Here is a 20,408-nt window from a genome sequence, read left to right as displayed (position 1 = left end):
GGGTGCAACGTCGGGGCGGCGGGCCACTTTGCACCTGCCAAGGTCGTCAACGGGGCGCGGGGCGACCCGTTGACGACTTCGGCGGGTGCAAGGTCGGGCGGTACAGGCCCCTCATGCTCTGCCGACCGACCCGCCTATCACGTCAGAGCTGTTCAAGGCGGGAGTACGGACGGGCCTGTGGACACAGCCGCCCCTGTGGACGGAGCTGCGGATCGCCGGCGACGGCTGCACCACGGTGTGTCGATGCCACGCTCACACCGCCGACCGACCGCCGCGCCGAGTCGGCCCACCTTTCCCGACGTGCCCACATCGAGGGCGGACGCTGCAAACCTCGGCTGGACGGACGGCGCGCGCCGTCATGCAGTCGACAACGGGGATCTGGAGCGTCCTCGCCGCGGAGTGTTCGAACGGCCGGGACCGGATGCGGTGGACGGGTGGGAGCGCCGTCGCAACGCCCATGTCCGGGATGCCCGAGCAGCGCGGGTGTCCAGCCCCCGCACGGTGATCAGCCACGTCGGTGCCGCGCTCGTGCAAGGCGTGGACGTCCTCCAGGTACCAGGCCAGCCCTGTCTGACCGTGCAGTCGGGCACCGCGCTGCGTCGGGTGGCCCGTGCTCACCTGCACCGGGCGACCCTGACACGGACCGATGTCGTCCGGGTGGGCGACGACCTCGTGACCGCACCGGCACGCACTGTCATGGACATCTCGCGGGAGTTCGGCCGCGACGCCGGCGTGGTGGCGGGAGACTCTTCCTTGCATCTCGGCCTCGTCGACGAGCGGACGCTGACACACGCGTACGAGCGCTGCGACAGGTGGCCGGGTCGGAGGCGGGCGCATTCGGTGCTGATGTCCGTCGACGGAAGGTCGGAGTCACCACTCGAATCGCTGAGCCGGCTGCGCGTTGCCGATCACGGCCTGCCCGCCGCCTGGCCGCAGACCTACATCTACGACCTCGACGGCCGGCTCCTCGGACGCTGCGACCTCTACTGGGACGAGGTCGGTGTCGTCGGCGAGTGCGACGGCGACCTCAAATACCGGCGCGCGGTGAACGCGCTGCGCGAACCCGAGGAAGAGATCGAGTACGAGCGGCAGCGACAGAAGGTGTTCGAGCAGGCCGGGCTCATCGTCGTCCGATGGGGATGGCGCGACCTCGGCTCCTTCGCGAGCACGGCGCGACGTCTCCGGGATGCGGCCGTTCGCGGCGCGCGGGTCGGGTCCCCGCTGCGTCGCTGGACCGCGCGCCAGAGCGAGGCCCGTCCCTCTGCAGCGTGATCGGTCGGGGTGACGCGCCACCCCGGCGCGCCCTCACCTTGCACCTGCCGAGGTCGCCATCGTGGCGTTTGCGCCCCACGTTGACGACTTCGCCGGGTGCAAGGTCGGCGCACGACCCGACTGTGCACCCGCCAAGGTCGTCAACGTGACGCGAACGACCGCGTTGACGACCTCGGCGGGTGCACAGTCGGGTGACCCGAGCGGGTCAGGCGCGGGCCTTGCGACGGCTGGCGAGCTTGGCGCGCTCGTTCTGGTCGAGGGTGACCTTGCGGATGCGGACGTTCGCCGGGGTGACCTCGACGCACTCGTCGTCGCGGCAGAACTCGAGCGCCTGCTCGAGCGACAGCACGCGGTGCGGGATCAGCGGGATGAGCACGTCGCCCGACGACTGCCGCATGTTCGTGAGCTTCTTCTCCTTGGTCGGGTTGACGTCCATGTCGTCCGACCGGGAGTTCTCACCGACGATCATGCCCTCGTACACGTCGGTGCTCGGGCCGACGAACATGGTGCCGCGCTCCTGGAGGTTGGCCAGCGCGAAGCCGGTCGTGACGCCCCGGCGGTCGGCCACGAGCGAACCGGACGGACGGGTGCGGATGTCGCCCGCCCACGGCTCGTAGCTGTCGTGGATGTGGTGCAGCAGGCCGGTGCCCCGGGTCTCGGTGAGGAACTCGGTGCGGAAGCCGATGAGGCCGCGCGCGGGCACGAGGTACTCCATGCGGATCCACCCGGTGCCGTGGTCGACCATCTGCTCGAGGCGGCCCTTGCGCAGGGCGAGCAGCTGGATGACGACGCCCTGGTACTCGGACGGGATGTCGATGGTCATGCGCTCGACCGGCTCGAACACCTTGCCGTCGATGGTGCGCGTGACGACCTGCGGCTTGCCGACCGTGATCTCGAAGCTCTCGCGCCGCATGATCTCGACGAGGATGGCCAGGGCCAGCTCACCTCGGCCCTGCACCTCCCAGGTGTCCGGACGCTCGGTGGGCAGCACCCGGATGGACACGTTGCCGACGAGTTCGGCCTTCAGACGGTCCTGCACCTGGCGCGCGGTGAGCTTCTTGCCCGACTCCCCCGCCAGCGGCGAGGTGTTGATGCCGATGGTCATCGAGATCGACGGCTCGTCGATGGTGATGACCGGCAGCGGCGTCGGGTTGTCCAGGTCGGCGAGCGTCTCGCCGATGGTGATGTCGGGGATGCCGGCGATCGCGATGATGTCGCCGGGACCGGCGGACTCGGCCGAGCGGCGCTCGAGCGCGTGCGTCAGCAGCAGCTCGGTGATCTTGACCCGCTCGACGGTGCCGTCGGCGCGGCACCACGCGACCTGCTGGCCCTTCTTGATCGTGCCGTTGTGCACGCGGCACAGCGCGAGACGACCGAGGTAGGGCGACGCGTCGAGGTTGGTGACGTGCGCCTGCAACGTCGCCTCCTCGTCGTAGGACGGCGGCGGGATGTGCTCGAGGAGGGCCTCGAAGAACGGCAGCAGGTTCTCCTCGGACGGCATCGTGCCGTCGGCCGGCCGCTCCATCGACGCGCGGCCCGCCTTGCCGGAGGCGTACACGATCGGGAAGTCGATCTGGTCCTCGTCGGCGTCGAGGTCGAGGAACAGCTCGTACGTCTCGTCGACGACCTCGGCGATGCGGGCGTCCGGACGGTCGACCTTGTTGATGACGAGGATGACCGGCAGGCGCGCCTCGAGCGCCTTGCGCAGCACGAACCGCGTCTGCGGCAGCGGTCCCTCGGACGCGTCGACGAGCAGCACGACACCGTCGACCATCGACAGGCCGCGCTCGACCTCGCCGCCGAAGTCGGCGTGGCCGGGGGTGTCGATGATGTTGATCGTGACCTTCTCGCCCTTCGGCGAGGTGAAGTCGACCGCGGTGTTCTTCGCGAGAATGGTGATGCCCTTCTCGCGCTCGAGGTCGTTGCTGTCCATGACGCGCTCGTTGACGTCACCGGTCTCGGCCTGGTGCGCGGTGAACGCGCCCTGCTGCCAGAGCATCGCGTCGACGAGCGTGGTCTTGCCGTGGTCGACGTGCGCGACGATGGCGACGTTGCGCAGATCGTGTCGCTGGGCCATGTCAGCCCTCCTTCCGGCGGCCGTCGCCGCCACGGGTACGGCCGCGGGGGCCACCGGGGGCGCGACGCCGCTCGGGGCGCGGGCCGGCGTTGCGCGGACGGCGCGATCCCTGCGGCTGCGACGACACCGGCTTGGGGATGGGCACGCCGCTGGGCGCGCGCGCACCCGTGACGCGGGCGACCTCGGGGTTGGCGGCGTCGGCGTCGCGCTGCTCGGCCTCGACACCCGCGGCGGCCAGCATCGTGCGCACGTCGCGCTCGGTGTCGGGCGTGGCGAGCACGACGACGGTGCCGCTCTCGCCGGCACGAGCGGTGCGACCGGAGCGGTGCAGGTAGTCCTTGGGGTCGGCCGGCGGGTCGATGTGCAGCACCAGCGACACGTCGTCGACGTGGATGCCGCGCGCCGCGACGTCGGTGGCGACGAGCACCGGCACCGAGCCGTCCTTGAACGCCTCGAGGGCGCGGGTGCGCTGCGACTGGCTGCGTCCGCCGTGCAGGACGCCGGCCGCGACACCGATGCGGCCGAGGTCGCGCACGATGCGGTCGGCGCCGTGCTTGGTGCGGACGAAGCCGATGGTGCGGCCCTCGCGGCCCAGGATCGACGCGGCGAGCGGGAACTTGTCCTCGCGCGCGACCCGGAACACGTGGTGGCTCATGGCGTCGACGGCGGCCTCGGTGACCGGCACGGCGTGGCCGGCCGGGTCGGTGAGGTACTGCTCGACGAGCTTGCCGACGTCACCGTCGAGGGTGGCGGAGAACAGCAGGCGCTGGCCGTCCTGACGGGTTTGCTGCAGCAGGCGGCGCACGACCGGCAGGAAACCGAGGTCGCACATGTGGTCGGCCTCGTCGAGCACGGTGACCTCGACGTCGCCGAGGTCGCAGGAGCGCCGCGCGATGAGGTCCTCGAGGCGTCCCGGCGTCGCGACGAGCACGTCGACGCCGCGCTCGAGGGATGCGATCTGCTTGGTGATGGGCAGGCCGCCGGCGACGAGCCGGACGGACAGCTCGACGGCGGACGCGAGCGGCGTCAGCGCGTCCGCCACCTGCATGGCGAGTTCGCGGGTCGGCACCAGCACGAGTCCGCGCGGGCGGCGCGGGGCCGAGTGCCCGCCGTTGCCGTAGCGCGACAGCCGGGTGAGCAGCGGGAGGCCGAAACCGAGCGTCTTGCCGGACCCCGTGGCGGCCTTGCCGAGCAGGTCCCGTCCGGCGAGGGCGTCCGGGATGGTCGCGGCCTGGATCGGGAAGGGGGTGGCGACACCGCCGCGGGCGAGCGCCTTGACGATCGGGCTCGGCAGGCCGAGGTCGGCGAAACCGGGGAGGTTCTCGGTGGCGGCCGGCGTCAGCGCGAAGGTGGGCGTCACCGGGCGCGGGGCCGGACGGGCGCCGCCGCGGGGACGCGGCGAGCGGTGCTGGGTGTGGGTGGGGCGCCCGGAAGCGCCCCGACGGCGCGCGGCAGAGCCGCGCGAGGTGGAGCTGGTCAAGGTATTCCTTCGGAAACGTGTGGCACGTCCCAAGGCCGCACACGCAGTGCGGAGGAGTGGCACGAGCCCGACGCCTCTGATCGAACAGGGCGTCGACGAAGCTGCGTTGCGGACAACGGTGCGGACAAGGAGTGCCCGCCAGCTGGTCCCAGTCTAGCGGGGTGCGCGACGATGGCCGAATGGCCCGCGCCGAGCGCTCAGGCGATCCGGATCACCCCGCCGCCTACCGGGCGGTGCTCGCCGTCGGCACACCGCTCATGACGCGATGGTCCCGGTTGTCCGTGACCGGGCTCGAGTGCCTGCCCCGGACGGGTCCGGTGGTGCTGGCGGCCGACCACGACAGCTACTGGGACCCCATCGCGATCGCGGTGGCCGCCCGGCACGTGCGGCCCGTGCGCGCGCTGTCGAAGTCGACGTTGTGGAAGAACCCGCTCGTGGCCCGCTTCATGGACGGCATGGGCCACATCCCCGTCATCCGCGGCGTGAGCAACGACGAGGCGATGGCCCGCGCGGTCGCCGAGCTGCGCGCCGGCGCGTGCATCGGCATGTTCCCCGAGGGCACCCGCTCCCTCGGACGCGAACTGCGCGCCCGCGCCGGCGTCGGACGCCTCGCCGAGGCGGTGCCCGAGGCGACGACGGTCTGCGTGCGCGTCAACGGGAGCACCGAGGTCGTCCGCCTGCCCACCCGGCCGCGCGTGACGGTCGAGTTCTTCCTGCCCCGCGCCGGTCAGTGGCGGACGGGCGAGCCGGCGGCCGAGTTCTCCGAGCGGCTGCTGGCCGAGCTGCGTGAGGGCGCGCCGCGCGAGACGCCCGGACGGCGCCGCCGCGCGCGCCGGCGCAGGTCGGTCACTCCGTCCTGAGGTGCGCCGACCACTTCTCCTCGATGCGGCCGTACTTCCACACCAGCAGCGCGGCGACCCACGACAGCACGAACAGCCCGACGATCGCGTAACCCGCGTAGTCGAGCGGGATGTCGGCGATGACCCGCAGCGGGCCGGAGCGGATGTCGGCCTGGTCGGCGAGCACGCTGACGAGCTCGATGGTGCCGATGACGAGCGCGACCGCGACGGAGATCGCGGTGATCGTGATGTTGTAGAAGACCTTGCGGACGGGCTTCATGAACGCCCATCCGTAGGCCGCGTTCATGAACACGCCGTCGACGGTGTCCATGAGACACATGCCGGCCGCGAACAGCACCGGCAGGACGAGGATCGCGTAGAACGGCAGGTTGAACGCCGCCGCGCCGCCCGCGAGCACCAGCAGCCCCACCTCGGTGGCGGTGTCGAACCCGAGCCCGAACAGGACCCCGACCGGGTAGATGTGCCAGGCCTTGCGCACCGACCTGGTCAGCCCGTTGAGGAACCGGTTCATGAAGCCGCGCTTGTTCAGGTGCTCCTCGAGCTCGGCCTCGTCGAAGTCGCCGGTGCGCATGCGCCGGAACACCTTCACGATGCCGACGAGCACGACCAGGTTCAGCACGCCGAGCACCCACAGGAACGTGCCCGACACCGAGACGCCGATGAGGCCGGTGACCGAGTGCAGTTCGGAGTCGTCGTTCTTCAGCGGGTCGGCGAGCGCCTTGACGCCCAGGCTGAGCAGGAACGCCAGCGAGAAGACGATCGTCGAATGGCCGAGGGAGAACCAGAAGCCGACGGACAGCGGCTTGCGGACGGGCTTTCCCGCGGCCTCGCGCTCGACGTTGTCGGCCATGAGCTTGCGGGTGGTGTTGTCGACCGCCGCGATGTGGTCGGCGTCGAAGGCGTGCCGGAGGCCGAAGGTGTAGGCGAGAATTCCGACGCCCACGGTGAAGACGGGGTTGTCGCCGCCGAGCCGGTAGTGCCCGGGGATGACGAAGCCGAACAGCACCCCGAAGCCGACGACGTGCAGCAGCACCACGAACCCCGCCATGCCGGCCAGCGCGCGGCGGTCCTCGACGGTGAGGGTGGAGCGGAAACGGCGGACCATCGAGTCCCGGGGTGGAGCCTGCGTCACCCTGGCGACGCTAGGCGTCGAACTGTGCAGATGCAATGAGTTCGCAACAAGGCCTGGTCACACGCCCTCAGGGGTGCCGTGCGGGCTCGAAGCCGAGCGGCAGCTCGAGGCGGTGCGCGGCGAGCAGCTCGGCGTCGAGCAGCAGCTCCCGCGTCGGTCCGTCGGCGACGACGACGCCGTCGGAGAGGATCACCGAGCGCGGGCAGTGCGCCCACGCGAACATCAGGTCGTGCGTCGGCATCAGCACGGTGACGTCCAGGGCGTCGAGCAGCTCGGCGAGTTCGCGGCGCGCGGCCGGGTCGAGATTGCTGGTCGGCTCGTCCAGCACGAGGATCTCGGGCTGCATCGCGAGGACGGTCGCGATCGCCGCCCGCCGCTTCTGGCCGAACGAGAGGTGGTGCGGCGGACGGTCGGCGAGCTCGAGCAGCCCGACCCGTTCGAGGGCCGCGTCGACGCGGGCGCGCAGCTCGTCCCCCCGCAGGCCGAGGTTGGCGGGACCGAAGCCGACGTCGGCACGCACGCTCGGCATGAACAGCTGGTCGTCGGGGTCCTGGAACACGATGCCGACGCGTCGGCGGATCTCGCGCAGCGCGTCCTTCCGCACCGCGAGTCCGCCGACGGAGACCCGTCCGTGGCCGCCGGTCAGGATGCCGTTGAGGTGCAGCACGAGCGTCGTCTTGCCGGCCCCGTTCGGCCCGAGCAACGCGACGCGTTCACCTCGCTCGATGCGCAGGTCGACCCCGAACAGGGCCTGGTGGCCGTCCGGGTAGGCGAACGCGAGCTGCTCGACGTGCAGTGACGGCGGGACGGTCACAGCGCCACCGCCACGAGCGCGACGAGCGCGGCGGCCACCGGAACGGTCATCGCCCGCGCCCACTCGGCGGCCGACGCCGGACGGTCGGCAAGCGGCATCGCGCCGTCATACCCGCGCGAGAGCATGGCCAGGTGCACGCGCTCGCCGCGTTCGTACGAGCGGACGAACAACGCCTGGGCCGACTGCGCGAGCACCGGCAACGCCCGCGCGTCGCGCGCGACGAACGCACGCGACTCCCGCGCGACGCGCATGCGGCCCATCTCGGCGGTGACGACGTGCAGGTAGCGCAGCATGAACGCGGTGATCTGCACGAGCAGGGTCGGCATCCGCAGCCGCTGCAGCGCGGCGAGCAGGTCGGGCAGGTCGGTGGTCGCCGCGAGCACGACCGAGGCGATCACTCCCAACGTCGACTTGGCCAGGATGTTCCAGGCGCCCAGGAGGCCGTCCTCGCTGACCGACACCCCGAGGACGTCCACTCGCTGCCCCGTCGCGATGAACGGCAGCAGCAGCGCGAAGAACACGAACGGCACCTCGACCAGCGCGCGGCGGGCGACGACGCCGGGAGGGATGCGGGCGCCGGCCACCGCGGCGGCGAGCAGCAGCGCATCGACGCCGAACGCCCAGAACCGGTCGCGGGGCGTGAGCACCACGGCCAGCACGAACGCGACGGTGGCGACCAGCTTGGTGTGCGCGGGCAGCCGGTGGACGACGGTATCGCCGTGGCGGTAGAGCAGATGCGCGTGCCCGGCGTCCACTACGGCTGGGTGTCGGCCGGGGACCGCTTGCCGCGGCCGACGACGTAGAACAGGCCACCACCGATCGCGAGCGTCAGCAGCACCCCGGCGGCGCCGGCGACGGCCGTCGACAGCCGCGGGTCGTCGACGCCCTCGGTGCCGTAGTCGGCCAGCGGCGAGTCGGCGAGGTCGTGCTCGCGGGCGTTGGCGTCGATGCCCTTCTCGGCCGCCACCTTCTCGAGACCGTCCGGCGACGAACTGGCCCAGTAGCTGACCACCGACGCCAGCACGAGCGCGACGAGGACGCCGCCCAGCAGGAACCAGCGGGAGCGCGTCACGCCGTCGCCCCGGCGGTGCGCAGCGCGAGCGGGCGGCGCAGGTCGCGGGCGCCGTGCACGAGATCGGGTCGGACGCCGATCACGGCGGCGACGGTCGCGGCGGTGATGAGGGCCTCGCCGATGCCGATGAGTAGGTGCACGCCGACCATCGCGCCGACGACGGTGCCGAGCGGGACGTCCGTCGTGCCGCCGATCGCGTACAGCGCGACGAAGGCCAGCGACGCCGCCGGAACCGCGAGGAACGCGGCCACGCCCGACGCCGCGACGACCGCCCAGGTGCGGCGCGGCAGCAGGGCCCGCACCCCGCGGAAGACGGCGTACCCCACGACGACGGTCGTGAGCGACATGCTGATGACGTTCGTGCCGAGTGCGGTGAGGCCGCCGTCGGCGAACACGAGCGCCTGCACGAGCAGCACGACCGCGACACAGAGCGCGCCCGTCCACGGTCCTACGAGCACGGCGGCGAGCGCGCCGCCGAGCAGGTGGCCGCTGGTACCGCCCGCGACCGGGAAGTTCAGCATCTGCACCGCGAAGACGAACGCCGCGACGAGTCCCGCCAGCGGGGCGGCCCGCTCGTCCAGTTCGGACCGCGCCCCGCGCAGGCACAGCGCGATCCCGACGGCGGCCACCACGCCGGCGCCGACCGAGGTCGGCGCGTCGATGAATCCGTCCGGTGCGTGCATCGGGCTCCGCTCGTCGTCGGGGGTCCCACTCAACCGCTTGTTGCGGAGAGTTCGCAAGAGAGTCCTCGTTACTGCGATCAGTTTGCAATACTGAGCAGGCAACACGTGCACCGGGGCGGAGCCGGGACAAGCTCCTCCACCCGCGCACGACACAGCGCGGCCGGCGCCCCCGGGAGGGACGCCGGCCGCGGTCGTGCGGTGGTGTGCGTCAGACGTTGACGCCGAAGTCGCGGGCGATGCCCGCCAGGCCGGACGAGTAGCCCTGGCCGACGGCGCGGAACTTCCACTCGGCACCGTTGCGGTACAGCTCGCCGAAGATCATCGCCGTCTCGTTGGACGCGTCCTCGGTGAGGTCGTAGCGGGCGACCTCGTTGTTGTTCGCCTCGTCCACGATGCGGATGAACGCGTTGCGCACCTGACCGAAGCCCTGCTTGCGGTTCTCGCCGTCGTAGATCGTCACCGGGAAGACGATCTTGTCGACCTCCTGCGGCACGGCCGGCAGGTTGACCTTCAGCGCCTCGTCGTCGCCCTCGCCCTCGCCGGTGAGGTTGTCCCCGGTGTGGGTGACCGAGCCGTCCGGGCTGGTGAGGTTGTTGAAGAAGACGAAGTGCTTGTCGCTGACGACCTTGCCGTTCGCGTCGAGCAGCAGCGCCGACGCGTCGAGGTCGAAGTCGTCACCCGTGGTGGTGCGTGCGTCCCATCCGAGACCGACGAGCACGTTGGTCATGCTCGGCGCTTCCTTGGTGAGCGAGACGTTGCCGCCCTTGCTGAGGCTGACGCCCATGGTGTGTGTCCTTCTCTCGTGTCGTGGTGGTGCGGGTACGTGGTGCGGGTGGGTGGTGCGGATCAGAGCTCGATCCCGGCCGGCGCGAGGCCGACCGCGTAGCAGGCATCCTTCACTGCTTTGGCCTGCTGCGCATCGATGACGGCGCTACACCTGCTGTGGACCAGCCGTGAGCCCGCCCTGCGCGGGGCCGCCGACCGTTTTGGCGGTGACCACCGGCGCGTCGATCGCGGGGGTGCCGTCGGAACCATCGCCGTGGGAACCGTTGCCGTCGGGACCGTCGCCGTCGTCCGCCGGCGGCTTCTTGACCGACAGCAGGATCGCGCCGCCGAGCACGGTGACGATGACGATGAGGCTCACCCAGGACGGGATCTCCGGGATGGACTTGTCGATCACCTTGTGGCCGGCCTGCATGATCAGCTTCACGCCGATGAAGGCGAGGACGATCGCCAGGCCCTTGCCGAGGTAGTGGAACTTGTCCAGAAGCCCCGACAGCAGGAAGTACAGCGCCCGCAGGCCCAGGATCGCGAACGCGTTGGACGAGTAGACGATGAACGCGTCGTCGCTGACCGCGAGCACGGCCGGCACGCTGTCGACGGCGAAGATGAGGTCGGCGGCCTCGATGGCCACGACCACCGCGAGCAGCGGGGTGGCGACGCGCTTGCCCGCCTCCTTCACGAAGAACTTGGTGCCGGCGTACTCGTCGCGAACCGGGATGAACTTGCGCATGAGCCGCAGCGCGAACGACTTCTCGGGCTCGTAGGTGTCGTCCTCGTCCTTGAGCAGCTTGTACGCGCTGTAGAGCAGGACGGCGGCGAAGCCGAACAGGATGGCGGTGAACTTGCTGACGATCGCCACGCCGGCGGCGAGGAAGATGCCGCGGAACACGAGCGCGCCGATGACGCCGTAGAACAGCACGCGGTGCTGGTACTCACGGGGCACCTTGAAGTAGCCGAAGATCAGCGCGAAGACGAACAGGTTGTCGACGGAGAGGCTCTTCTCGAGCAACCACGCCGTCGTGTACTCGACGCCGGCGTTCGTGCCGAGGCCTATGAACACGGCCGCGCCGAACAGCAGCGCGAGGGTGACCCAGACGGCCGACCACCAGGCGGCTTCCTTGAAGCCGATGATGTGGGCACCGCGGTGGGCGAGCAGGTCGACCGTCAACGCGATCACGACGATCGCGGCGAAGGCGAGCCAGGCCCAGAGGGGGACGTTCATGACGGCTCCTAGGTATTCGTACGGTGTCGCTGTCGTGTATCCCCAGTCTGGTTGCCGTCACCTCGCCAGAACCAGCGGATTCGCCGCCGATTAACGGACTCTTCATTGCCGGGTTCCGGCAAGTCATGGGTGTGACTCAAGCGGACGCTGTGGGCCAGCCCAGCAGCTGCGCACCCAGGACCGCGACGTGCAGGGTGAAGCGGTCCTCGGGCCGTTCCAGCGCGGTCCCCGTCAGCTCGCCGATGCGGTCGAGCCGGTAGGTCACGGCGCGCACGGACAGGTGCAGCGCCCGGGCGCAGGCGGCCGCGTTGCCGCCGGACGCGAACCACTGGGCGAGCGTGTCGAGCAGGGGCTGCGCGCCGCCGCGCGCCTCGCGCAGCGGCCCGAGGGTCGACTCGACCAGGTCGGTCAGCGTGGCGCGGTCGCGCAGCAGCATCTTGTAGACGAGCAGGTCGCGGGCATCGATGACCGGGCGCTCGAGTTCGAGCCGGGCGGCGAGCTCGAGCGCGTCCAGCGACTCGCGGTAGGACGACACGACGGCGTCCGCGCCGACCCCCGCCCGTCCCAGCCCGATGCGCCACGCACCCACCGGGCGCCGTCCGTCCCGGTGGGCGTCCAGCGTCTCGCCGAGCCGGCCCACGACCTGGTCGACGGCGGCCCGGTCGGGTGCGGCGAACACGACGACCAGCCGTCCCTCCTTGCTGGCCAGCAGCGCCTGCGCGTCGCCCTTGATGCCGGAGACCGCCCGCTCGAGCACGCCGATGAGCGGAATGCCGTCGTTGAACGCGCGCTCGGCGGCCACGGTGGCGACGGCGTGCGGCCCGGAGAGGTCGAGACCGAAGCCGTCCGCCCGGTGCAGCAGGCCGACCACGTCCGTGGCCCCACCGAGCAGGTCGTCGATGAACTCGCGGCGGGCCGACTCCTGCGCGCGCACGAGCGCGCGGCGGGCGAGCTGGTAACCCTCGGCGAGCGCGGCGACGACGTCGTCCGCCGCGTGCAGCATCACCTCGCCGGCGACGACCGTCCGCTGCGGGTCGTCCGCGGCCGACGCGACCGTCGGCAACCGCCGCCACAGCCGCCAGGCGCAGGAGAGGTAGAGATCCAGCAGCGCGCGCAGCGCCACGCCCTGCCGCGCCGCGCGCGCGCCGTGCGCCCGGTACTCGCGCACCACGGTGGCGGTCAGGGCCCGTCCGCTCGTCGCGGCGGCACTCACGGCGGGCAGGAAGTCGCCGAGCAGGTCGACCGGCACGCCGCCGGCGTCCTGGGAGCCCGCGCGCGCGATCTCGTCGAGCACGTCGGCGGCGACGGCAGGCTGGTCGGGCACCGTCCCATCCTGGCGCGTCACCCGGCGGCTGCGGCGGACATCCGCGCCCCGAGCCGGCGGACGGCGTCCGCGAGCTCGGGCGAGCCCTCGACGGTGAAGTCGGTGTCGAGGAAGCCCAGCCAGATGGCGAGGTCGCGGGCCGAGCGCGACCCCATGGTGAGCCGGCACCGCTCGGCGTCGAGCGGTTCGACACCGCCCTCGGCCCAGCCGCCCATCCGTTCGGTGACCACCTCGGCGGGCGCGTGGACGACGACCGTGGCACGGAACGGCTGCGACGCGGCCTTCGTCTTCTGCGCGACCCACGCGGCGACGTCCTCGGCGGGCAGCGGGCGCAGCGTGAACCGGTGGCCGACCGAGCGCAGTTCGGTGATGCGGTCGACGCGGAACGTACGCCAGTCGTCGCGCTCGAGGTCGTAGGCGACGAGGTACCAGCGGCGTCCCCAGTTCACGACGCGGTAGGGCTCGACGCGGCGTTCGGTCGCCGCGCCCTTCGCGTCGCCGTAGGCGAAGCGCAGGATCTCCCGATCGCGTGCGGCGGCCGTCATCGTGCCCAGCGCGGCACCGTCCAGCGACGGGGGCGTGCGCGCGCCGCGGTGCTCGACGCGGACGGTGAACGAGCCGATGGCGTCGACGCGGCGGGCGAGGCGTGCGGGCAGCACCTGCTGCAGCTTGGTGAGCGCCTGCAGCGACGACTCCTCGATGCCGGTCACCGCTCCCCCGGCGGCCGTCCGGAGGCTGACCGCGACCGCGACGGCCTCCTCGTCGTCGAGCAGCAGCGGCGGCATCGCCGTCCCGGCCGAGAGCCTGTAACCCCCGACGGCGCCGCGGGTGGCCTCGACCGGGTAGCCGAGCGTGCGCAGTCGCTCGATGTCGTTGCGGACGGTGCGGGTGCTGACGTCGAGCCGGCGCGCCAGCTCGGGTCCGGGCCATTCGCGCGGCGTCTGCAGCAGCGAGAGCAGTTTCAGCAGTCGTCCGGACGTCTCGGCCATGGCTGCGAGATTAGTCGGCAATGAGGAACGGAACGTGCCTAATGGGTTGGGAGGGTCCGTCCGTCGAACGAGAACGACCAACACCGGGAGATGACCGTGACCGCAACCCTGACCGCCCCGCCCGAACGGGTCGACGCCCCACCCGCCACCCCCACGGGCCGCCGCCGCTGGCTCGGCTTCGCGGCCATCCTCACCGCGATGATCATGAACATCCTCGACTCGACGATCGTGAGCGTGGCCGCGCCGTCGATCCAGGCCGACCTGCGGGCGTCGTCGTCGCAGCTCGAATGGATCGCCGCCGCCTACACGCTCGCCATCGCGGTCGGCCTGCTGACCGGCGGACGGCTCGGCGACCGCTACGGCCGCAAGCCGATGCTGATGATCGGGCTGACCGGGTTCGTGCTGTCGTCCGTCGCGTGCGCGTTCGCGTGGTCGCCGGAGACGCTCATCGCGGCGCGCGTGCTGCAGGGCCTGTCGGCCGCGCTGCTCACGCCGCAGACCTTCGGCCTGGTGCGTGACCTCTTCGGTCCCGCCGAGATCGGCAAGGCGTTCGCGGCCTTCGGTCCGTGCATCGGTCTGTCGACCGTCGCAGGTCCGGTCGCGGCCGGCCTGCTCATCGAGTGGGACCCGTTCGGGTCCGACTGGCGCGCGGTGTTCCTCATCAACGTGCCGCTCGGCGCGTTCGCGCTCTGGATGGCCGGACGCGTGCTGCCCGAGGGCCGCGGATCGCGCACGATCCGGCTCGACGCCGTCGGCACCGGGTTGATGGCGGTCGTCGCGTTCCTGCTGGTCTTCCCGCTCGTCGACGGTCGCGCGCTGGGCTGGCCGACGTGGCTGTTCGTCGTGATGGCGCTGGCCGCACCGCTGCTCGCCGCCTTCGTCGTGCAGCAGCGCCGTCGCACCCGTGACGGCCGGACCCCGCTCATCGAGGTCAGCGTCCTGCGCAAGCGTTCCTACGTGTCGGGCATCGTCTTCGTGCTCGTGTTCTTCGGCGCCATCGTCGGCTTCTCGCTGGTCGTCGGGCTGTTCCTGCAGGTCGGCCTGGGCAGGACCGCGCTCGACGCGTCGCTCTACCTGATGGCGCTGGCCGTCGGCACCGTCGTCGGTTCCGGCGTCGGTGCGTGGGCGGCGACCGCGGTCGGCCGTCCGATCCTGCACGTCGGCCTGGCGATCATGGCCGTCGGCACGGTCGTGCTGCTGGCGTCGCTGCACGGCAACGACCGGCCCGGGTTCTGGGCGCTCGTGCCGGGGCTGTTCGTCTTCGGCGCCGGCATGGGCCAGATCTTCGTGCCGCTGTTCAGCATCATCACCGGCCAGATCGAGGACCACGAGGTGGGATCGGCGTCCGGCCTGCTCGAGTCGCTGCAACAGCTCGGTTCGTCGCTCGGCGTCGCGGTGCTCGCCACGCTGTTCTTCTCACGCTTCGCCCTCGAGGACGGCGGCCCCCGCGCAGCCGTCGCCGCCGGACGCCACGTCGACGCGATCGAGACGACGTTGTGGGTGACGCTCGCGCTGCTCGTGGTGGCGTTCCTCGTCGGCTGGCTGCTCCCCCGCCGCGCCCGCGAGGAGTTCACCCCCGCCGCCTGACCCGTCCCCGAGGACCGTCGAGTGGCGCGAAAAGGCTCGAGTGGCGCGGAATTCCGCGCCACTCGAGCCTTTTCTGCGCGACTCGCCAGATGTGGGGGGCGGGTCAACCGAGGCGGACGGCGGCCTGGCGCAGCATCGAGGCGACGGTGACACGGTGTCCGGGCGCGACCGGCACCCACAGCGCGCGGGCGGCGCGGGTGTCGAACGTCAGGGCGGTGGTGAACCGGACGGCCGTCCGGTCACGTTCGAGGGAGAGCCCGAGCCGGGCGTCGAAACCCCAGCGGGACCGGGCGCCCAGCAGCACCTCGTCCTCGCCGTCGTGGACGATCGGCCATCCGTGCACGTTGTCCGGCGCGTGGGTGCGTCCCAGACGCAGTCCGAGCACCCGCCAGCCGGGCGGCAGGGCGAGCCGGTACAGCGGCATCGACCGCTCGATCACCTCGCGCATCCAGTGCACCGCCGGGTGCCCGGTGGGTCGTTCGAGGGTGAGCACGTGCGCGTCCGCGTACGACCGCGCGGACAGGTGGTGGGTCGTCGTCACGCTCACCGGCGTCACCCTACGGGTTCTGCACACGGGCGTTGTCACAACTGCGTCCAGACCGCCTGCCACGCCTGCTCGGCGGCCCCGACGAGGGGGCCGTCCTCGCCGAGTGCGGCGGGCACGACGCGGGGCGGGTCGGCGCGGTGGTCGGTCATGAGGCCGTCGACGTAGGCGTCGTGCACCGCGTCGGGCTGCGCGGCGAGGATGTCGGCGCCCGTGCCGCCCACCGTGAGCACCTCGGGGTCGAGGGCGTTGGCGAGCCCGGCGAGGCCACGTCCGAGCGCGGTCGCGATGGCGGCGACGGCCCGTTGCGATGCCTCGTCGCGGGCGGCGGCCACGCGGGCGGTGAAGGCGACGGGGTCGCGCGGTTCACGGCGGCCGAGCAGCCGGGCCAGCGCGGCGCCGTCGACGCTGGTGCCCCAGCACCCCCGGGCCCCGCAGGCGCACCGCACCTGCGGGTCGCCGAAGGGCATGTGGCCGAACTCGCCGCCCAGCCCGTGCGCGCCGGTGAGCACCCGGCCGCCGTCGACGACCGCCCCGCCGATGCCGGCGAGCACCCGCACGTGCACCGACAGGCCCGCGCCCGCCGCCGCCCCGCGGGACGCCTCGGCCGCGCCCGCCAGGGTGGCGTCGTTGCCTGCCGCGAAGGCGGGAGCCGTCCGCCAGACGGTCGTGAGGTCCAGATCGCGCCACGACGCGCCGGTGGCATGCCCGACGCGCGTTCCGACGACCGTGCCGGGCGCCGCGACGCAGATGCCCCGCACGCGAGGTCCGAAGCGCCGGCGCAGCCGGGTCACCGCGCGCGCCACCTCGGCCAGGGCGGCGGGCCCGTCGAGGTCGTCGAACGCACCCTCGGCGTCGGCGACCGCCTCGCCGCCCAGCTGCGTGGCCCGCAGCTTCCAGCGCTCCTGCGTCAGGCTGAGCGCCAGCACCAGGGGGCCGTCCGGATGCGGCAGCAGCACGGTGGTCGGGCGGCCACGCCCGCCCGTGCGTTCGGCGGGTTGCTCGCACACGAGGCCGGCGGCGGTGAGCTGGGCCACCGCCTCGGCGGCGGCGCCGGTGCCGATGCCCACCCGCTGCGCGGCCACGGCCCGGGTGACGCCCGGCGCGGCATGGACGGCGGCGAGCAGCTCACCGGCGCGCGGTGAGACCGGCATCGCACCGCCTCCGTCCGTAATTGACTCTGACTTCGAGTATATTCACGGCAGTGAGTTACCGCGTCGCCGGACGTACCGGCCGCACCCTGCCGCTGTGGCCCCTCGTCGCCCTCGCCATGGGCTCGTTCGCGTTCGTGACCGCCGAGACCCTGCCCGTGGGCCTGCTGCCGCAGATCGCCGACGGGCTGGACGTGAGCGAGGCACGGGTCGGGCTGCTGCTCACCACCTACGCCGCCGTCGCCGCCGTCACCACGATCCCGCTGACCGCCCTCACCGTCGGCTTCCGGCGCGACCGGCTCATCGCCGGCTGCCTCGCCGTGTTCGCGCTGGCGCAGGTGCTCGCAGCCGTTGCGCCGACCTTCGAGGTGCTCACCGCGGCCCGGCTGATCGCGGCGCCCGTGCACGGCATCTTCTGGGCGGTCGTCGCCCCCGTGGCCGCGCGTCTCGCTCCCGCCCACCTCGCCGGACGGGCCACCTCACTGGTGTTCGTCGGCAGCTCGATCGCGCTCGTCGCCGGAGTGCCGCTGGGCACCGCCCTCGGCCAGGCCACCACCTGGCGCGTGGCCTTCGCCGTGCTCGGCGGCCTGGGCGCGCTCGCCGCGGTGGCCGTGCTCGTGCGCCTGCCCCGTCTCGACCCGGTCGACGAGAACCGCGCGACCGCCACCCGCATCCGCGCCGCCGTCGCGGCGGTCGCCGATCGCGGCGTCGCCCGCGTGTGCCTGGTGACGGTGGTGGTCGTCATCGGCCACTTCGCCGCGTACACCTACATCGCGCCGCTGGTCGAACGCGCCGGCGGGCTGGACGGGTTCGCCCTGAGCGCACTGCTGCTCGGCTTCGGCGTCATGGGCCTGGCGGGGACCATCACCGTCGGGCGGGTCGTCGACCGGCACCCGGGACCCGTCCTCGCGGGCTTCGTCGCCGTCGCAGCGGTCTCCGTCGCCGTGCTGGCCACGACCTCCGGACCCGCCGTCACCGTCGTCGCGGCCCTGCTGTGGGGCATCGGCTTCTCGGCCGTCCCGGTGTCGCTGCAGTCGGCGATCCTGCGGGTCGCGCCGCAGGGCCAGGACACCGCCTCCGCGGTCTACGTCGTGGCGTTCCAGATCGGCATCGGCGGCGGCGCGTTCCTGGGCGAGCGCATCGTCGGAGCGGGCGGGCTCGGCGTGGTGCCGCTCGTCGCCGCCGGCACCGCCCTCGCCGCGACCGTGCTTGTGATCACGTCCCGGCGGGTGTTCCCCGTCCGCATCGAGCAGCCAATGGTCGCGACGGCCGACGCCGCCGACGCCCGCTGCGTGCCGGCGCACTGATCACGCACCGTCCGGCGAGGCGGTTTCGAGAACAGGGCCCGCCGGGATACTGAGCGGCGTGACGAACCCGCTTCACGACCTCGCCGGCCGTCTCGGGGTCGACGCCGAGGTGTGGAGCTGGCAGGGCGAGCACTCGGCCGTCCCCGAGTCGACGTTGCGCGCGGTGCTCGGCGCGCTCGGCGTCGATGCGTCCGACGACGACGCCGTCCGTCGCGCACTCGACAGCCGCGACCACGACCGTCCGCTGCCGGTCTACGTCGTCGCTCGCGAAGGCGACGACACCAGCGTGCCGGTCGGCGGCGGCGAGGTGGCGCTCGAGACCGAGGACGGCGGGATCGTGCCGCTGGCCGTCGTCGACGGCCGCGCGACGTTGCCGACCGACCTCCCGGTCGGCTACCACCGGTTGGTGTCGGACGGTGCGGCGTGCACCGTCATCCGCCCCCCTCGGCGGCTGTCGCTGCCCGACGGCCTGGACCGCGAACCCGGCTGGGGTTTCGCCGCGCAGCTGTACAGCGTGCGGTCGCGGCGCTCGTGGGGCATCGGCGACCTCGGCGACCTGACGACGCTCGCGACGTGGTCGGCGCGCGACCACGGCGCCGACTTCGTGCTCGTCAACCCGCTCCACGCCGCGGCCGTGCACCACCCGCTCGAGCCGTCGCCGTACCTGCCGACGACGCGGTCGTTCGCGAACCCGCTCTACCTGCGGGTCGAGGACGTCCCCGGCTACGACGCGCTGCGGGAGCAGGTCGACGCGCTGGCCGCGCCCACCCGCGAGCCGGCGCCGGACGGCCTGCTCGACCGCGACACCGCCTGGGACGCCAAGCGGCAGGCGCTGCAGCTGCTGTTCGAGCTGCCGTCCGACCGTGCCTCGTTCGACGCGTACCGCGACCGCGAGGGCCGTCCGCTGCAGGACTTCGCGACCTGGTGCGCACTCGACGAGACCTACGGCGAGCCGGACGCGTGGCCGGCAGAGCTGCGACGGCCCGACTCCCGCGAGGTGGCGGCGTTCGCCGACGAACACGCCGAGCGGGTGACGTTCTTCGCGTGGCTGCAGTGGCTGCTCGACGGGCAGCTGACCGCAACGCAGCGGGCCGCGCGCGAGGCCGGCATGCGGGTCGGGATCGTGCACGACGTGGCGGTGGGCGTGAGTCCGACCGGCGCCGACGCCTGGGCCCGCCGGGCCGACCTCGCGACGAGCGTGACCGTCGGCGCTCCCCCGGACGCGTACTCGCAGACCGGGCAGGACTGGGACCAGCCGCCGTGGCGTCCGGACCGGCTCGCCGAGCTGGCCTACGCGCCGTTCCGGGAGCTGTTCGCGACGGCGCTGCGGCACAGCGGCGGACTGCGGGTCGACCACGTGATCGGCCTGTTCCGGCTGTGGTGGATCCCGCGCGGCCGTCCGGCCCGCGAGGGCACCTACGTGCACTACGACCACGACGCGCTGACCGGCATCCTCATGATCGAGGCGCAGCGGGCCGGGGCGGTGATCATCGGTGAGGACCTCGGCAACGTCGAGCCGTGGGTGCGCGACTACCTGCGCGAACGGGGCGTGCTGGGCACGTCGATCCTCTGGTTCGAGTACGACGGCGACGGGCGTCCGCTGCCGCCGGAACGCTGGCGCGAGCTGTGTCTCGCGTCGGTGACCACGCACGACCTGCCACCGACCGCCGGTTACCTCGCGGGCGACCACGTGCGGCTGCGCGACCAGCTGGGGCTGCTGACCGTGCCGGTGGCCGACGAGCTCGCCCGCGACGCCGCCGAGCGGGAGCGTTGGCTGGGCGTGCTGCGCGGCGCGGGTCTGCTGCCGGACGGCGACGTCGGGACGGAGCAGATCGTGACCGCGCTGCACCGGGCCCTGCACCGCGCCCCGTCCGTGCTGCGCTGCGCGGCCCTCGTCGACGCCGTCGGCGACCGGCGCATCCAGAACCAGCCCGGCACGACCCAGGCGCAGCACCCGAACTGGCGGGTGCCGCTGAGCGGGCCGGACGGCGAACCGATGCTGCTCGAGGACGTCGTCGACGACCCGCGTGTCGCCCGGCTCGCCCGGGTGATGCGCGAACGCCAGTAGGGTGCGGGGACGACACCCGAATCGCCCCAGGAGTTGAGCACCC

General features: G+C 72.6%; 16 protein-coding genes and 1 pseudogene. 5 read left to right on the top strand and 12 right to left on the bottom strand.

Going from position 1 to position 20,408, the window contains the following annotated elements:
- Positions 1–177 precede the first annotated feature (177 nt).
- Entirely contained in the window at positions 178–1,272 is a 1,095-nt protein-coding gene (locus tag ACYVP9_RS01595) for a hypothetical protein (RefSeq protein WP_460602931.1), read from the top strand.
- Positions 1,273–1,477: 205 nt separating this feature from the next.
- Here ACYVP9_RS01595 and typA read toward each other — a convergent pair whose 3' ends face one another.
- On the bottom strand, positions 1,478–3,349 hold the full coding sequence (gene typA, locus ACYVP9_RS01590) for a GTP-binding protein TypA/BipA (RefSeq protein WP_460602930.1): 1,872 nt from the start codon (positions 3,347–3,349) through the stop codon (positions 1,478–1,480).
- A 1-nt stretch (position 3,350) separates the two neighbouring features.
- Positions 3,351–4,709 (bottom strand): DEAD/DEAH box helicase, encoded by a 1,359-nt coding sequence (locus ACYVP9_RS01585; RefSeq protein ID WP_460604266.1) that lies wholly within the window; start codon positions 4,707–4,709, stop codon positions 3,351–3,353.
- Between the two features lie 299 nt (positions 4,710–5,008).
- On the opposite strand from ACYVP9_RS01585, the gene ACYVP9_RS01580 reads away from it, so the two are divergent.
- Positions 5,009–5,689, top strand: coding sequence for a lysophospholipid acyltransferase family protein (locus tag ACYVP9_RS01580; RefSeq protein ID WP_460602929.1), 681 nt, complete (start codon positions 5,009–5,011; stop codon positions 5,687–5,689).
- Here ACYVP9_RS01580 and nicT read toward each other — a convergent pair.
- The 8 genes and pseudogenes from nicT to ACYVP9_RS01540 all read right to left on the bottom strand — a co-directional run bounded on the left by nicT (position 5,676) and on the right by ACYVP9_RS01540 (position 13,708).
- Complete coding sequence (gene nicT / locus ACYVP9_RS01575; protein WP_460604265.1) at positions 5,676–6,794, bottom strand: HoxN/HupN/NixA family nickel/cobalt transporter; 1,119 nt, start codon at positions 6,792–6,794, stop codon at positions 5,676–5,678. The two genes, ACYVP9_RS01580 and nicT, sit on opposite strands and share 14 nt — an antisense overlap.
- A 94-nt stretch (positions 6,795–6,888) precedes the next feature.
- Positions 6,889–7,635, bottom strand: a complete 747-nt coding sequence (locus ACYVP9_RS01570; protein ID WP_460602928.1) for an energy-coupling factor ABC transporter ATP-binding protein — start codon at positions 7,633–7,635, stop codon at positions 6,889–6,891.
- Positions 7,632–8,390 carry an energy-coupling factor transporter transmembrane component T family protein gene (gene cbiQ / locus ACYVP9_RS01565; RefSeq protein WP_460602927.1) on the bottom strand — a complete coding sequence of 253 codons (759 nt, stop codon included), beginning with the start codon at positions 8,388–8,390 and terminating at the stop codon, positions 7,632–7,634. Before cbiQ ends, ACYVP9_RS01570 begins: the two co-directional genes overlap by 4 nt.
- A pseudogene (locus ACYVP9_RS01560) lies at positions 8,390–9,390 on the bottom strand (energy-coupling factor ABC transporter permease). Before ACYVP9_RS01560 ends, cbiQ begins: the two are co-directional and overlap by 1 nt.
- A gap of 208 nt (positions 9,391–9,598) precedes the next feature.
- Positions 9,599–10,174 (bottom strand): TerD family protein, encoded by a 576-nt coding sequence (locus tag ACYVP9_RS01555; protein ID WP_460602926.1) that lies wholly within the window; start codon positions 10,172–10,174, stop codon positions 9,599–9,601.
- Positions 10,175–10,321: 147 nt separating this feature from the next.
- Positions 10,322–11,395 (bottom strand): TerC family protein, encoded by a 1,074-nt coding sequence (locus ACYVP9_RS01550; protein WP_460602925.1) that lies wholly within the window; start codon positions 11,393–11,395, stop codon positions 10,322–10,324.
- Positions 11,396–11,531: 136 nt separating this feature from the next.
- On the bottom strand, positions 11,532–12,719 hold the full coding sequence (locus ACYVP9_RS01545) for a PucR family transcriptional regulator (RefSeq protein WP_460602924.1): 1,188 nt from the start codon (positions 12,717–12,719) through the stop codon (positions 11,532–11,534).
- A 17-nt stretch (positions 12,720–12,736) separates the two neighbouring features.
- The gene (locus tag ACYVP9_RS01540) at positions 12,737–13,708 is read right to left on the bottom strand and encodes a helix-turn-helix transcriptional regulator (protein ID WP_460602923.1); all 972 of its coding nucleotides are present in this window, start codon (positions 13,706–13,708) and stop codon (positions 12,737–12,739) included.
- 90 nt (positions 13,709–13,798) lie between these two features.
- Here ACYVP9_RS01540 and ACYVP9_RS01535 point away from each other — a divergent pair, with 90 nt between their 5' ends.
- Complete coding sequence (locus tag ACYVP9_RS01535) at positions 13,799–15,295, top strand: MFS transporter (RefSeq protein ID WP_460602922.1); 1,497 nt, start codon at positions 13,799–13,801, stop codon at positions 15,293–15,295.
- 103 nt (positions 15,296–15,398) lie between these two features.
- On the opposite strand, the gene ACYVP9_RS01530 is transcribed toward ACYVP9_RS01535, so the two are convergent.
- A complete protein-coding gene (locus ACYVP9_RS01530; protein WP_460602921.1) occupies positions 15,399–15,842 on the bottom strand; it encodes a DUF2867 domain-containing protein in 444 nt (147 codons plus the stop codon).
- A gap of 35 nt (positions 15,843–15,877) precedes the next feature.
- Complete coding sequence (locus tag ACYVP9_RS01525) at positions 15,878–16,993, bottom strand: ROK family protein (RefSeq protein WP_460602920.1); 1,116 nt, start codon at positions 16,991–16,993, stop codon at positions 15,878–15,880.
- A gap of 50 nt (positions 16,994–17,043) precedes the next feature.
- Here ACYVP9_RS01525 and ACYVP9_RS01520 point away from each other — a divergent pair, with 50 nt between their 5' ends.
- Together ACYVP9_RS01520 and malQ are read left to right on the top strand one after the other, a co-directional pair.
- Positions 17,044–18,297: an MFS transporter gene (locus tag ACYVP9_RS01520; RefSeq protein WP_460602919.1), complete on the top strand. Its 1,254-nt coding sequence runs from the start codon at positions 17,044–17,046 to the stop codon at positions 18,295–18,297.
- Positions 18,298–18,346: 49 nt separating this feature from the next.
- Positions 18,347–20,365, top strand: coding sequence for a 4-alpha-glucanotransferase (gene malQ, locus ACYVP9_RS01515; protein ID WP_460604264.1), 2,019 nt, complete (start codon positions 18,347–18,349; stop codon positions 20,363–20,365).
- The last annotated feature ends 43 nt before the right edge of the window (positions 20,366–20,408 follow it).

This window comes from Jatrophihabitans fulvus (assembly GCF_054781375.1).
The sequence above is the reverse complement of the archived record's forward strand: the minus strand, read 5'-3'. Positions and strand labels throughout refer to the sequence as shown.

What these genes read in the sequence shown, in the direction of transcription:
- typA (WP_460602930.1), bottom strand. Translation starts at nt 3,349, where the DNA reads ATGGCCCAGCGACACGATCTGCGCAACGTCGCCATCGTCGCGCACGTC.
- ACYVP9_RS01580 (WP_460602929.1), top strand. Translation starts at nt 5,009, where the DNA reads ATGGCCCGCGCCGAGCGCTCAGGCGATCCGGATCACCCCGCCGCCTAC.
- nicT (WP_460604265.1), bottom strand. Translation starts at nt 6,794, where the DNA reads ATGGTCCGCCGTTTCCGCTCCACCCTCACCGTCGAGGACCGCCGCGCG.
- ACYVP9_RS01555 (WP_460602926.1), bottom strand. Translation starts at nt 10,174, where the DNA reads ATGGGCGTCAGCCTCAGCAAGGGCGGCAACGTCTCGCTCACCAAGGAA.
- ACYVP9_RS01550 (WP_460602925.1), bottom strand. Translation starts at nt 11,395, where the DNA reads ATGAACGTCCCCCTCTGGGCCTGGCTCGCCTTCGCCGCGATCGTCGTG.
- ACYVP9_RS01540 (WP_460602923.1), bottom strand. Translation starts at nt 13,708, where the DNA reads ATGGCCGAGACGTCCGGACGACTGCTGAAACTGCTCTCGCTGCTGCAG.
- ACYVP9_RS01535 (WP_460602922.1), top strand. Translation starts at nt 13,799, where the DNA reads ATGACCGTGACCGCAACCCTGACCGCCCCGCCCGAACGGGTCGACGCC.
- ACYVP9_RS01525 (WP_460602920.1), bottom strand. Translation starts at nt 16,993, where the DNA reads ATGCCGGTCTCACCGCGCGCCGGTGAGCTGCTCGCCGCCGTCCATGCC.